This window comes from Lentzea sp. NPDC004782, assembly GCF_040609115.1.
In the GTDB taxonomy this organism is placed as follows: domain Bacteria; phylum Actinomycetota; class Actinomycetes; order Mycobacteriales; family Pseudonocardiaceae; genus Lentzea.
In genome coordinates, this window is sequence record NZ_JBEXJN010000068.1 from 35,121 (window position 1) to 47,340 (window position 12,220).

The following is a 12,220-nucleotide window of genomic DNA, read 5'->3' on the forward strand; positions in this document are numbered from 1 at the left end:
CCGGGCGGCCGCCCCGACGGGCCACCGCACCAGCGGCGACAGTCACACCGAAGAGTGACCACGGTCGTGCCGCCGCAGGAGCGGTGAAGGGCCGAAACCCTGTTCGCGTGTTTCCCGCCCGTTGCGGCACGGCAGAATCTCGCCCCGTGATCGATGTGGCGGACAACAGCGGGACCACGCGGGGCAAGCGCGTCGGATGGGTCGAGCTGTACTTCGACCTGGTCTTCGTGTTCGCGGTGAGCCAGGTGGCGCACGGTGTCGTGGTGGACCCGCGCTGGACGCGTGCCGCCGCCGTGCTGGGCCTGTTCGCGGTGCTGTGGTGGACGTGGATCGGCTTCGCCGTGCTCTACAACCGCCGCGGCGACGACGCCCGCACCGCCGACCGGCTGTTCGTGCTCGTCGGCACCATCCCGTGCGCGCTCGCCGCGACCCAGGTCCACCACGTCTTCGACGGGCACCCGGCGGTCTTCGCGCTGGCCATGGCCGGGGTTCGCCTGGTCCTGGCCGCCGCGCACCGGTGGCCTGCCGTGGCCGGGCTCGACCAGCGCCGGATCAGCTGGGGCTACGCGGCGTCGGCGGTCCTGTTCGGCGTCTCGGCGCTGCTCCCGCTTCCGTGGGTGTTCGTGGTCTGGGCGTTCAGCCTGCTGCAGGAGGCTGGGTTCCTGCTGCTCGGCGACCGCCGCGACCGGCACCTCGGCCGGGACCGCGCTCAGCCGCGGACGCGGCCGACGCGGGAAGGCCGGTGGCGGGAGCTGTTCGCGGCGCCCCGCGACCCGGCCCTCGCCGTGGACTCGGCCCACCTCGCCGAACGCTTCGGGTTGTTCATGATCCTGTTGCTGGGCGAGCTGGTGATCACGGTGGGGACGGCGGCGCTCGCGCGCCCGGCCGACGACCTCGGCTACTGGCTGGCCCTGGTCGGCGGGTTGCTGCTGGCCGGTGCGCTGTGGTGGATGTACTTCACGTCGGCCGTGGAGATGTACGAGCGCATGCTCGACCTCTCCGGCGGCAACCCGGCCCTGGCGTACTCGCTGTACGCCGCCGGGCACCTCATGCCGGCCTTCGCGCTGGTGCTCGTCGCGGGCGGGGTGAACCTGTCCCTGCACGAGCCGGCGCCGCACGCGGCCGCGTGGTTCACCACGGCCGGGCTGGCCATGTACCTGGCGGGCACCAGGGTCTTCTCGGCCGCGTCCCGTCGCTGGCAGGTGAGCCTGGGCTGGATCGCGGTCATCGCCGTCACCGTGAACCTCGCCTTGCTGGCCCAGGGCCTGCCGGCTCCGGCGGTGGTCCTGGTGATCGCGGGCTGGGCGGTCGTCAGCGCCGCGGTGGCGGCGGTGATCCGGCACCGCGCACTCGACCACTTCGGCGAGGACCCGGTGGCGTTCCTGCGCAGCATCACCGAAACAACACGCTGAGCCGCGCTCCCCCGGCGCTGCCGGCCTGGCCACGCGGGTCGCATGGCCCGCGGCACCGGTTTGTCGCAGAGAGGTCGTGCTCGGCCGAAGACACCGGCGCCCAGGAGCAACGCCTCAGCCGGGTGTCGCGCGGGGGGGGATTGCTCGGGCCACGCGATTGGCGAACATGTTCGTTACGATCGCCATTGTGACTGAGAGAAGAGAGCCGATCAGTCGCCGGGACCGTCCGGCGAAGCCTGCCCTGTCCCGGCGCTGGATCGTGGACACCGCCGTGCGGGTCATGCGAGCCGAGGGCCTGGAGAAGGTCACGATGCGCCGGCTGGCGCAGGAGCTGGACACCGGCCCGGCATCGCTGTACGTCTACGTCGCCAACACCGCGGAGTTGCATGCCGCGGTGCTGGATTGCCTGCTCGGCGAGGTCGACCTGACCGGGCGGGACGGCGGGGAGGACTGGCGCGAGCAGCTCCGCGCTGTCATGGCGTCGTACACCCGAGTGCTGTTCGAACACCCACCGCTGGCGCGGGCCGCACTCGTCGCCCGCCCGAGCGGGGAGAACTACCTGCGTCTGGTGGAGCGCATCCTGGATCTCCTGTCGCGCAGTGGCGCCGGTCGCGAGCAGGTCGCCTGGGGGGTGGACAAGCTGCTGCAGGACGCGACCGCCACCGCCGCCGAGCATGCGACGCAAGCGCACGACCCGGCCGCCGAGAAGGACTGGGACGCCACCGTGCGCGCGCTGGGCGCCGTGGACGCGACCACGCATCCGGCGATCGCCGCGCACATGCCCGCCCTGATCGGCGGCTCGGTGCCCGACCGGATCCGCTGGAGCTTCGACGTCCTCGTCAACGGCATCACCCACACGCCCGTCCCCGGCGCCGCGAGCTGACGGTCAGGCGGATTCACCTGCTTCGAGGCCGAGTGCGGCCTGAGGTGCCGAGAGCCACCTCACTACGAACTTGTTCGCGACGAACATGTTCGTTACGGTGTGCTTGCCGAGGTCATCGCTTGCACTCAGGCGGCACGTCACCGTCTCACGGGGCCATGCGAGCCGACAGCGATTGCTCGGCGGACAGAGGTGTTTCCCCACGGCTTTGGAGGCCCCATGAGCACTCACTTCCCGGTCGCGATCATCGGCGCGGGTCTCGGCGGTCTGACCGCCGCCCGCGTTCTGCACGTCAACGGCATCGAGCCGGCGATCTTCGAACTGGAGGCGTCGGCGGCGGCCCGCACCCAGGGCGGGATGCTGGACATCCACGAGGAGAACGGGCAGAAGGCCCTGCACGCCGCCGGCCTGTACGACGACTTCCTCAAGATCGTCCACGAGGGCGGTCAGGCCATGCGCCTGCTCGGCCCCGACGGCACGGTCCACGTGGCCGAGGAGGACGACGGCACCGGCGGCCGGCCGGAGGTGGACCGCGGCGACCTGCGCGCACTGCTGCTGAGCTCCCTGCCCGACGGCACGATCCGCTGGGGCCGCAAGGTCACCGGCGCCCGCGCGCTGGGCGAGGGGCGCCACGAGGTGACCTTCGCCGACGGCTCCGCCATCACCACCGATCTGCTGATCGGCGCGGACGGCGCGTGGTCGCGGATCCGGCCGCTGGTCTCGGACGCCAGGCCCGCCTACACCGGCATCTCCTTCGTCGAGACCGACCTGTTCGACGCCGACACCCGCCACCCGCGCAGCGCCGCGGTCATCGGCGGCGGGTTCTTCATCGCCCTGGGCAACGAACGCGGCGTCCTCGCGCACCGGGAGACCGACGGCAGCCTGCACGCCTACACCGCGCTCAAGATCGACGAAGGGTGGCTCGACACCGTCGACTTCACCGATCCCGCCACCGCCAAGGCCGCGGTCCTGGCCCACTTCACCGGCTGGGACGAAGACCTGCGCGGCCTGGTCGCCGACGCGGACACGATCACGCCGCGCCGCATCCACGCGCTGCCCGTCGGACACCGCTGGGACCGCGTCCCCGGCGTGACCCTGCTCGGTGACGCCGCCCACGTGATGTCCCCGTTCGCCGGGGAGGGCGCCAACCTCGCCATGTTCGACGGCGCCGAACTCGCCCTGGCCATCGCCGCCCACCCCGGCGACACCGAGGCGGCCCTGGCCACCTACGAGCAGGCGCTGTTCCCCCGCAGCGAAGCGTCCGCCGCCGAGTCCGCGGCCAGCCTGGACACGATGTTCGGCCCGCGGGGCCTGGAGCAGATGGTCGAGTTCTTCACCTCCGGCCCGGCAGCCCAACCGGCCTCGCGCTGACCACCACCTGCACCCCGCTCCAGGAGGAACCCATGACGACGCCTCTTCGGCGCACGATACCTCTCCGGCCCGGCCTCGATCTCGACCTGCGCGAGGCGGGCACGGGCGGCAGCCCGGTCCTCGTCCTGCACGGCGGCCCCGGCCCCGCCGGCGTCACACCCCTGATCGACCACCTCGCGCCGGATCACCGGGTGCTCGCGCCCACTCATCCGGGCTGGGACGGCACCACACGGCCGGACGCACTGGACTCCGTGCCCGCGCTCGCCTCCGCCTACCTCGACCTGCTCGGCCACCTCGGCCTGCACGACGTGACGGTGATCGGCACGTCCTTCGGCGGCTGGGTCGCCACCCAGACCGCCCTGGACGACCGCGAGGGCCGGATCTCCCAGCTGGTCCTCATCGACGCCATCGGTCCCGTCGTACCCGGCCAGCAGGTCACCGTGCCGGCCGGACCACCGGCAGCGGCGCCGCAGGGCGGACCGTCCGCGCGGTCGATGGCCGTGATGCGCGCCTACACCGGGCCGGCCATGGGAGACGCCGGTCTGCTGCCCCGCCTGTCCACCGTCACCTGCCCGGTGCTGGTGCTCTGGGGCGCCGACGACACCGTCGTCACCCCCGAGTTCGGCCGCGCCTACGCCGCGGCGTTCCCGCACGCGCGGTTCGAACTCATCCCCGGCGCGGGGCACGCCCCCGTCCGGGAGGAGCCCGAGGCGGTCTTCACCGCCCTCGACTCCTTCCTCACCTCCGCGGGCCCGGCCACCGGCCACTGAACCCGGAGCACCTGCGTTTCAACATCCCTTGTGACCGACAGGAGGCACCATGACGAAGATCGCGATCATCCTCGGCAGCACCCGCACCGGACGGGCCGGCGGACGCGTCGCGCAGTGGGTCCTGGCCCAGGCCCGCCAGCGCGGCGACGCCGAGTACGACCTGATCGACCTCGCCGAGGTCGACCTGCCGCAGATCGACGAACCGTTCCCTCCCGCCACGGGCCGCTACACCCACCCCCACACCCAGCGGTGGGCCACGACCATCGCCGCCTACGACGGGTACGTGCTGGTCACCCCCGAGTACAACCACTCCTTCCCCGGCGTGCTGAAAAACGCCCTCGACCGCGTCTACGCCGAGTGGAACGACAAGGCCGCCGGCCTGGTCTCCTACGGCGTGGACGGCGGCGTGCGCGCCGTCGAAGCGCTGCGCCCGGTCCTGGCCGCCCTGCGGCTCGCGGACGTCTCCGCGCAGGTCACCCTGAACCTGCGCACCGACTTCGCCGACTTCGGCGCCACGTTCACTCCCGCCGAGCACCAGGGCCCGGCGCTGACGGCGATGCTCGACCAGCTCCTGTCCTGGAGCAACGCCCTCGCCCGGACCCGCCGCAGCACAGCCCCGGCGACGTCCTGAAACACCACCCGGGAAACAGCACTCCCCACCCGCGACTCGAAGGCCGGCGGCAGGCGATGGTGGCGCCCGGGCATCGCCTTCCGGCCTCAGCGAAACAGGACCTCGTGCCCGGTTCGGCACGCCCGCCGGACGCGACCCTGGGCGTGGAGGTGAGTGCGGTGAAAGCACGGTTCACGGCACACCGGCCCCTGGTGGCCGCCGCTGCGGTGCTGCTGCTCGGTGGCGTGGCGGTGCTCGTCTTCGCGCTGCTGCGTCCGGCTTCCGAAACACCCTTCGGCGCACCACCGCGCTCGTCAGCAACACCGACGACGACCACAGCCACCACAACTGGTGCGAGCAAACTGCCGACGACAACCGCGCCGACAACCACTCGGACCACAACTCCCCCTCCCCCGGGGATCCCTTTCCCAGAGTCGTTGCGCGGCCAGGACGTCTCCCGGCTGCCGACCGATCGCAAGGTCGTCGCGCTGACGTTCGACGCGGGGGCCAACGCCGCCGGACTGCCCAGCATCCTGCGCACGCTGGCCGACCAGCGGGTGCAGGCGACGTTCTTCCTCACCGGCAACTTCGCGCAGTCCGATCCGGATCACGTTCAGGCGATCCTCGCCGCCGGGCACCGCGTGGGGAACCACTCGATGACGCACCCGTACATGACCCTGTTGCCGGACAACGAGATCGCCGGTGAACTGACGCGTGCGGAGCGGGTGCTCATGCGCACCGGAGCCGATCCCCGACCGCTGTTCCGCTTCCCCTACGGTGACCGCGACGCGCGCACGATCGCGGCCGTGAACGCACAGGGCTACGCCGCGGTGCGGTGGACCGTCGACACGCTGGGCTGGCAGGGCACGACCGGCGGCGGTGATGCCCGGCGAGTGGTCGATCGCACGATCGAGGCGTTGCAACCGGGTGAGATCGTGTTGATGCACATCGGATCTCATCCCGACGGGTCCACCTTGGACGCCGACGCGCTGCCGGACGTGATCAACACCGTGCGGGCGCGCGGCTACGAGTTCGTCACCCTCGACACGCTGGGGTGAAGTCGTGCCGCGGGGGGCGGGCAGGAGGTGGCCCACTCCGGTGCGCCGCCGAAGCCCCACGGGGTGTCAACGGTGACGACCTCTCCGGACCACCTCCGCGGGCCGCGGACTGCGGGCCGCCAGTTCTCACGTCGGCCTCGGTGACTCGCCGCAGGGACCAACGTCCCGGCCCGGAGTTGCGCTGGTCCCTGGGGGCGGTTCCCGGCGCTGCCTAACGTCGGGTGAGTCCCGTGAAGTGAGGAGGCCACGTTGTCGCGTCTCGCGCGGTCAGGGCCGCCACCCGGTCCCGCCCCGGGTCCGCCACCGGCACGGCCGTGGCGCGGGTGGTCGTGGCTGCTCCTGCTCGCCGTGGGCGCGGTCATGGTGCTGCTGTTCTGGATCGGTCTGCTGTTCAGCCCGGCGGTCTCGCTGTCCTACACCGACTTCGTGTCCAAGGTGGACGCGGATCAGGTGGTGGACGTCACGGTCGACGACCTGGGCTCGGTGCGCGGGACGCTGCGGGACGGGTCCGCGTTCCGCTCGCAGATCCCGTCCGCGCTCGACACGTCCGGGCTCGAGGCGAAGCTGGCCGGGAAGAAGGTCGAGGTCACGGCCGAGCAGAGCGAGAGCATCTGGGGCTCGCTGCTGTCGCTGGTCCTCCCGCTGGTGTTGCTGCTCGCGCTCTTCATCTGGATCGGGCGGCGCGCCAGGGGTGTCCTGGCCGGTGGCGCCGCGGGGTTCGGCCGGTCGCGCGCGAAGATCATCGAGGCCGAACGTCCGACGACGAGGTTCTCCGACGTCGCCGGCTACGAAGGGGTGAAGCAGGAGGTCAGCGAAGTCGTCGACTTCCTGCGCGATCCAGGCAAGTACGCGGCGGCGGGCGCGAAAGGACCACGCGGCGTGATCATGGTCGGGCCGCCGGGCACCGGCAAGACGTTGCTGGGCCGCGCCGTGGCGGGCGAGGCCAGCGTGCCGTTCCTGTCGGTGACCGGATCGGCGTTCGTCGAGATGTTCGTCGGCGTGGGAGCCTCGCGCGTGCGCAGCCTGTTCGAGGAGGCGCGCACACGGGCACCCGCGATCATCTTCATCGACGAGATCGACGCGGTGGGCGGACGGCGTGGTTCCGGTGCCGGCGGTGGGAACGACGAACGCGAGCAGACGCTGAACCAGCTGCTGTCCGAAATGGACGGCTTCGACCAGACCAGCGGAATCGTGGTGCTGGCGGCGACGAACCGGCCGGAGGCGCTCGACCCCGCGCTGCTGCGGCCGGGCCGGTTCGACCGCCAGGTGATGGTGCCGCTGCCCAACCAGGCCGAGCGAGCGGCGATCCTCGCGGTGCACGTGCACGGCAAACATCTCGGCGAGGACGTCGACCTGGGCAGGATCTCCAGGGCCACGCCGGGGTTCTCCGGCGCGGACCTGGCGAACCTGGTCAACGAGGCGGCGATCTTCGCGGTGCGCGCCGACCGGACGGTGATCACCGCGGCCGACCTGGTGGCCGCGCGTGACCGCGTGCTGCTCGGCCGGCGCGACTCGTCCAACGCCCTGTTGCCGGAGGAGCGGTGGGCGGTCGCGGTGCACGAATCAGGGCACGCGCTGCTGGCGGCGTTGTGCGAGCACGCCGACCCGGTGGAGAAGGTGACCATCCTTCCGGCGGGCATGGCGCTGGGGGCCACGGAACAGCTGCCCGAGGTGGAACGGCACCTCTACCGCGAGAGCTACCTGCTCGACCAGCTCGCCGTCCGCCTCGGCGGGCGTGCGGGCGAGCTCGTCGTCCTCGGGGAGGGGTCGACCGGCGCCACCGACGACCTCGTCGGGGCCACCAGGCTCGCCACCCGCATGGTCACCGAGTTCGGCCTGTCCCCCGCGCTCGGGCCGGTCGGCTACCCCGGCGGCGAGCCGCGGTTCCTGTCAGGCGGCGGTAACGGCGGCTTCGGCAGGCCGTACTCCGAACAGACCCAGCGGCAGATCGACCAGGAGATCGCCCGGCTGCTGCGCGAAGCGGAGGATCGGGCGGTCACCCTGCTGACGAAACACCGCGGAGCCCTGGAGCACCTCGCCGGCCTGCTCACCGAGCAGGAGACCCTAGACGGTGCCACCGTCCTCGCCGTCCTGCGCGAGGAGCTCGTGGCCACGGCCGACGTCGAGCGGTGACGACAGCGTCCGGTGAGCACCTGCGCTCACCGCGAACTGGTGACTCCACTGTGGACTTTCCGCGCCGGGCCGGAGCGTTCCCGGGCTCCTCACGTCCGGACCGAACCGGTTGCCGCGGCCCAGGTTCGCGGTACGGTCGTGATCGTGGACCACGACCGTCGGCACGAGCTCAGCGTTGGTACCAACGGAGCCACACCATGGGCGGTCTGACGCATCAGATGCGGCCGGTGTCGGCGTCACGGGCGCTTGACCTCCTGGCCAGTTGCCCGTTCGGGCGCGTCGTGCTGTCCGAACGAGCGCTGCCCGCGATTCGGTTGGTCAACCACGTCGTCGAGGGCGACGCTCTGGTCATCCGCACCTGCCTGGAGCAGCCCGTGCGGCCGGGGGCCGGTATCGTGGTGGCCTACCAGGCCGACGCCATCGACCCGCAGACGCGTGCGGGGTGGTCCGTGGTCGTGGTCGGTCTGGCCGAACGGATCGTGGACGCCGACGAAATCCTGCACTACGAGCAGATCCTGCCGTCGTGGTCGGCGGGTGACATCGACCAGGTCATCCGGATACGGCCGCACCTCGTCACCGGCCACGAACACGTCCTGATCACGACGGAAGCCTGACCGGCGACCTCAGCCCGGCCCGAGCACGTCGCCGCCGGCCAACACGGCACGAGCGACTTCGGACAGGCCGAGACCGTGCCGGTCGGCGTGCTCGGTCATGGCCGCATGGGCTGCCGGGATCGTCATCGCGTGGCGCTCGGCCAGCACGCCCTTGGCCTGTTCGACGGCGGCGTTGTCCGCCAGCGCGGTGCTGAGACGAGCCGCGACCTGTTCCCCTTCGCGCGTCACGGCCTCGACCGCGATGGCGGCGGACGCCAGTTCCGCGAGTCCGCGCGCGATCAGCGTGTCCTGCTCGGGCATCGTCCGGACGTCGTCGTCGAACAGGATCAACGTGCCGCGCATGACGCCACCGGAGGACAGCGCCACGGCGTGCACGGCGAGATAGCCGGCGGCTTGGGCCAGGGCGGAGAACATCGGCCACCGGTCACCGGCGGCCGCGAGGTCGGAAACCGCGACCGGCAGCCCTGTCACGTGCGCCTCGTGACCAGGTCCCTCGCACAGTTCGCACAGTTCTCGCACCGCGGGCAGGTCCGGGCTCGTCACGACCAGGTTCAGCGGCGAACGGACGACGACGGCGGCCGCGGCCACGCCGAACACGCGCAGGCAGCTCCTGGTCAGCTCGACGAGGTACGCCTCGAGATCCGGGCCGCTCGACGATGCGCGCATGAGGCCGATCAGTTCGCGCAGGGCCTTGGCGGCCTCGACGGAACGCGGGCGTACGCCGGCCTGGCGGATGGTCGAGATGACGGCGTCAAGCCGGTCGATGACGGTGTGCGTCCGTTCGTGGCCCAGCTTCTCGTGGCCGGGCAGCAGACCCAGCAGTGCGTGCAGGTCGAGGCTCGCGGCGTACAGGTCGTACACGATGCCGTCCAGAAGGCGGTCCAGGGCGCTGCCGTCCTGCGCCACCCCGGCCTCGGCACGGCACGGATCCGCTGAGCTCCCCGTGTGCATCTTCAGGCCTCCACGGCGGACCACCGAAGCAGGCCCGCCGACTTCGTCTCAGCGGCGTCGCGCATCAAATGATGTGCACCACCTCGATGCTTCCGGTCCCGTGCCGCGCGGACAACCGGCCAGTCAGATGATGCCCCGCGCACCGCGATCAGGCGGGGCGGACGTCCGTCGCGGCGATCAGGGCCACGTCAGCCGATCCGTCGACCACCGCGGCCGCCAGCTCGGCCAGCGGCACCGAGCTGGCGTGGGCGTACCGGCGCAACAGGTCGAAGGACTTCTCCACCGTGGTGTTCAGACGTTCGGCCAGCACGCCTTTGGCCTGCTCCACCAGGATCCGGCTGTCGAGTGCGGCCTGCAGCTCCTCCACGACGACATCACCGTGGCGTGCCGACCGCTGGCGGAGGATGGCGACCGTCGCCACGTTCGCCAGCGCCTGCCCGACCTCGACCGTGGCGGGGTCCAGCGCACCCTGCCGGGCGCTGAAGAGGTTGAGACCGCCGATCACGGTGCCGCGCAGTCTCATGGGCAGGGCGTGCACCGCGGCGAACCCCGCGCCGGCGGCGGCGCGGACGAAGTTCGGCCACCGGTCGGACGCTCCGGCGAGGTCCGCGCACAACACCGCCTCGCCGCCGTGGTAGGCGTCGAGGCACGGGCCCTCGTGGTTCTGCAGCTGGAACAGCTCCGCGATCATGGCCTGTTCGGTCGAGGCGGCCACCATGTTCAGCGTGCCCCGGTGGTCCACGAGCAGCAGTCCCGCCGCCGTCACTCCGAGCACCTCGACGCAGCAGTCGACGAGCCGGTCCAGGAAGTCGATGATGTCGAAGTCGTCGACGAGCGTGCTGGACAGTGCGACGAAGGCTTCCCGGGCTCGCTGGTCAGATACCGTCACCGGTCTTCCTCCTTCCCTGGGCTGGGGATGTCGCTGTTGGTGTCGACGGTCGCGTCGCGGGAGAAACGCAGCCGTCTCTCCACCACGTCGCGCGCCACGTCCACCAGCCGCCGGTCCTGAGCGTAGGCGTGCGCCCGCAGCCTCACCAACGCCTCCTCCACGCCGACGCCGAGCTGTACGGAGATCATGCCCGCTGCCTGGTGCACCTCGGCACGCCGCTCGTCGAAACCGTTCCCGGTCGATGTCCGTTGCCCGGTGGCGATCCCGTCGGCGGCGCTCAGCACGAGCAACATCGCCGCGTCCGCGTACACCAGGACGTCGGCGACGCGGTCGTCCGACAGGACACCCCGCTCGGTCAGATAGGCGCTCAGCACACCGACCTCGATCGCGCCCGCCCGCAGCGGTACCGAGATCATCGCCCGTACACCGTGACGTGCGGCCGCCCGAGCGAACATCGGCCACCGGTGGCCGCTCTCCGGTCCGGCGAGATCCGCGACCAGGACCGGCGACCGGCGGGCCGCCGCATCCGCCGCGGGTCCCTCACCGAGGGTGAACTGCATTTCCTCCAGCTCATCCGTGCCGGGGCCGACCGAGCAGACCGGCTCGTCCCTTCCCCGGCCACGAGCCAGGGTGAGGCCGACCCCGCGCGCGCCCACCGAGGCAGCGCAGGCCGCACACACATGACCTACCGCAACCGGCACGCGCTCCTCCTGAGCGCGCTGTCTGATCGCCGCCCACGCGCGTGCCACCCGTTCGTGATCCACAGGCCGCCTCACCACCGTCGAAACCTGTCCGGAGTCAGGCTCCAGACGCTAGTTCGGCCTCCGTACGGCGAGAACTATCCCATGTCGCAGGTGATGCGGGCCCTACGACCCGCCCGCGGCACATCGGCTTGCCCTGTCGCCGACGCTGCCGCGCATGGTGAAGGCCGGCCGGACCGACGGCGAGCGGTTCGGCGAGCCCGAGAAGCGGAAGGGTGCCGGGTGAGCCCGGCCCCCTTCACGTGCTCACACCCTTCTGCCCCAGTGGAAGTAGGCGAGAGGCCCAGCGAAGTTCACCAGGATCGCCAGCGCCCACCAGAGCTTGCGTCCGCGCACGAACTCGCGCGGCCGCAGGGCCAGGTCGGTCCACGCCGCACCGGCCATCACCACCTGCACGACGCCCATCGTCAGCAGGGTTCTGCGCTGCGCCTCGGTGAGGTCGTTCCATCGTTTCGCCACGGCTCAGATCCGTTCGGGCGTGGTGATGCGGACGTCGGTCACCCCGGCGACCGCGCGGGCCAGCACCTCGGCGACGTGCCGGTCGGTCGCGTCGTCCAGGCTGTCCACAACGGACACCTTGCCGCAGCTCACCTCGACCTGCCAGCGGTGCGCGGCACCCAGCACTGCGAGGCGGTGACGGATCTCCGCCTCGACGACCCGGTCGTCGCGGCTGATCGAGCGGAGCAGGTCGCGGCGGGTCACGATGCCGACGAGGCGGCCCTCGTGCACGACCGGGATGCTGCGCACGCCGTGTTCGAGCATCAGGTCGGC

The 12,220-nt window shown here is 71.7% G+C and carries 13 protein-coding genes; 8 read left to right on the forward strand and 5 right to left on the reverse strand.

Annotated features, from left to right (window positions below; all coding sequences use genetic code 11):
• Positions 1 to 146 precede the first annotated feature (146 nt).
• From ABZV40_RS39710 to ABZV40_RS39745, 8 genes are all read left to right on the forward strand, one after another.
• Positions 147 to 1,412: a low temperature requirement protein A gene (locus tag ABZV40_RS39710; RefSeq protein WP_355454208.1), complete on the forward strand. Its 1,266-nt coding sequence runs from the start codon at positions 147 to 149 to the stop codon at positions 1,410 to 1,412.
• A gap of 166 nt (positions 1,413 to 1,578) precedes the next feature.
• On the forward strand, positions 1,579 to 2,295 hold the full coding sequence (locus ABZV40_RS39715; RefSeq protein ID WP_355454209.1) for a TetR/AcrR family transcriptional regulator: 717 nt from the start codon (positions 1,579 to 1,581) through the stop codon (positions 2,293 to 2,295).
• Between the two features lie 216 nt (positions 2,296 to 2,511).
• Complete coding sequence (locus ABZV40_RS39720) at positions 2,512 to 3,663, forward strand: NAD(P)/FAD-dependent oxidoreductase (protein ID WP_355454211.1); 1,152 nt, start codon at positions 2,512 to 2,514, stop codon at positions 3,661 to 3,663.
• 32 nt (positions 3,664 to 3,695) lie between these two features.
• Positions 3,696 to 4,433: an alpha/beta hydrolase gene (locus tag ABZV40_RS39725; RefSeq protein ID WP_355454213.1), complete on the forward strand. Its 738-nt coding sequence runs from the start codon at positions 3,696 to 3,698 to the stop codon at positions 4,431 to 4,433.
• A 49-nt stretch (positions 4,434 to 4,482) separates the two neighbouring features.
• Positions 4,483 to 5,064 (forward strand): NAD(P)H-dependent oxidoreductase, encoded by a 582-nt coding sequence (locus tag ABZV40_RS39730; RefSeq protein WP_355454215.1) that lies wholly within the window; start codon positions 4,483 to 4,485, stop codon positions 5,062 to 5,064.
• Positions 5,065 to 5,222: 158 nt separating this feature from the next.
• On the forward strand, positions 5,223 to 6,101 hold the full coding sequence (locus ABZV40_RS39735; protein WP_355454217.1) for a polysaccharide deacetylase family protein: 879 nt from the start codon (positions 5,223 to 5,225) through the stop codon (positions 6,099 to 6,101).
• Between the two features lie 249 nt (positions 6,102 to 6,350).
• Complete coding sequence (gene ftsH / locus ABZV40_RS39740) at positions 6,351 to 8,234, forward strand: ATP-dependent zinc metalloprotease FtsH (RefSeq protein ID WP_355454219.1); 1,884 nt, start codon at positions 6,351 to 6,353, stop codon at positions 8,232 to 8,234.
• A gap of 197 nt (positions 8,235 to 8,431) precedes the next feature.
• Positions 8,432 to 8,848 carry a pyridoxamine 5'-phosphate oxidase family protein gene (locus tag ABZV40_RS39745; RefSeq protein ID WP_355454221.1) on the forward strand — a complete coding sequence of 139 codons (417 nt, stop codon included), beginning with the start codon at positions 8,432 to 8,434 and terminating at the stop codon, positions 8,846 to 8,848.
• A gap of 9 nt (positions 8,849 to 8,857) precedes the next feature.
• Here ABZV40_RS39745 and ABZV40_RS39750 read toward each other — a convergent pair whose 3' ends face one another.
• The 5 genes from ABZV40_RS39750 to ABZV40_RS39770 form a co-directional block, all read right to left on the reverse strand.
• Positions 8,858 to 9,799 (reverse strand): ANTAR domain-containing protein, encoded by a 942-nt coding sequence (locus ABZV40_RS39750; RefSeq protein WP_355454223.1) that lies wholly within the window; start codon positions 9,797 to 9,799, stop codon positions 8,858 to 8,860.
• Between the two features lie 148 nt (positions 9,800 to 9,947).
• Positions 9,948 to 10,688 carry a GAF and ANTAR domain-containing protein gene (locus ABZV40_RS39755; RefSeq protein WP_355454225.1) on the reverse strand — a complete coding sequence of 247 codons (741 nt, stop codon included), beginning with the start codon at positions 10,686 to 10,688 and terminating at the stop codon, positions 9,948 to 9,950.
• Entirely contained in the window at positions 10,685 to 11,467 is a 783-nt protein-coding gene (locus ABZV40_RS39760; protein ID WP_355454227.1) for a GAF and ANTAR domain-containing protein, read from the reverse strand. The genes ABZV40_RS39755 and ABZV40_RS39760 overlap by 4 nt, the downstream gene beginning before the upstream one ends.
• A 228-nt stretch (positions 11,468 to 11,695) precedes the next feature.
• A complete protein-coding gene (locus ABZV40_RS39765; RefSeq protein WP_355454229.1) occupies positions 11,696 to 11,908 on the reverse strand; it encodes a PLDc N-terminal domain-containing protein in 213 nt (70 codons plus the stop codon).
• A gap of 3 nt (positions 11,909 to 11,911) precedes the next feature.
• The coding region (locus ABZV40_RS39770; protein WP_355454231.1) for a CBS domain-containing protein at positions 11,912 to 12,220 on the reverse strand (309 nt) is incomplete at its 5' end.

Bases quoted from the DNA above. Each gene is read 5' to 3' on its own strand.
- ABZV40_RS39730 (WP_355454215.1), top strand. From the start codon at position 4,483: ATGACGAAGATCGCGATCATCCTCGGCAGCACCCGCACCGGACGGGCC.
- ABZV40_RS39750 (WP_355454223.1), bottom strand. From the start codon at position 9,799: ATGCACACGGGGAGCTCAGCGGATCCGTGCCGTGCCGAGGCCGGGGTG.
- ABZV40_RS39745 (WP_355454221.1), top strand. From the start codon at position 8,432: ATGGGCGGTCTGACGCATCAGATGCGGCCGGTGTCGGCGTCACGGGCG.
- ABZV40_RS39715 (WP_355454209.1), top strand. From the start codon at position 1,579: ATGTTCGTTACGATCGCCATTGTGACTGAGAGAAGAGAGCCGATCAGT.
- ABZV40_RS39725 (WP_355454213.1), top strand. From the start codon at position 3,696: ATGACGACGCCTCTTCGGCGCACGATACCTCTCCGGCCCGGCCTCGAT.
- ABZV40_RS39720 (WP_355454211.1), top strand. From the start codon at position 2,512: ATGAGCACTCACTTCCCGGTCGCGATCATCGGCGCGGGTCTCGGCGGT.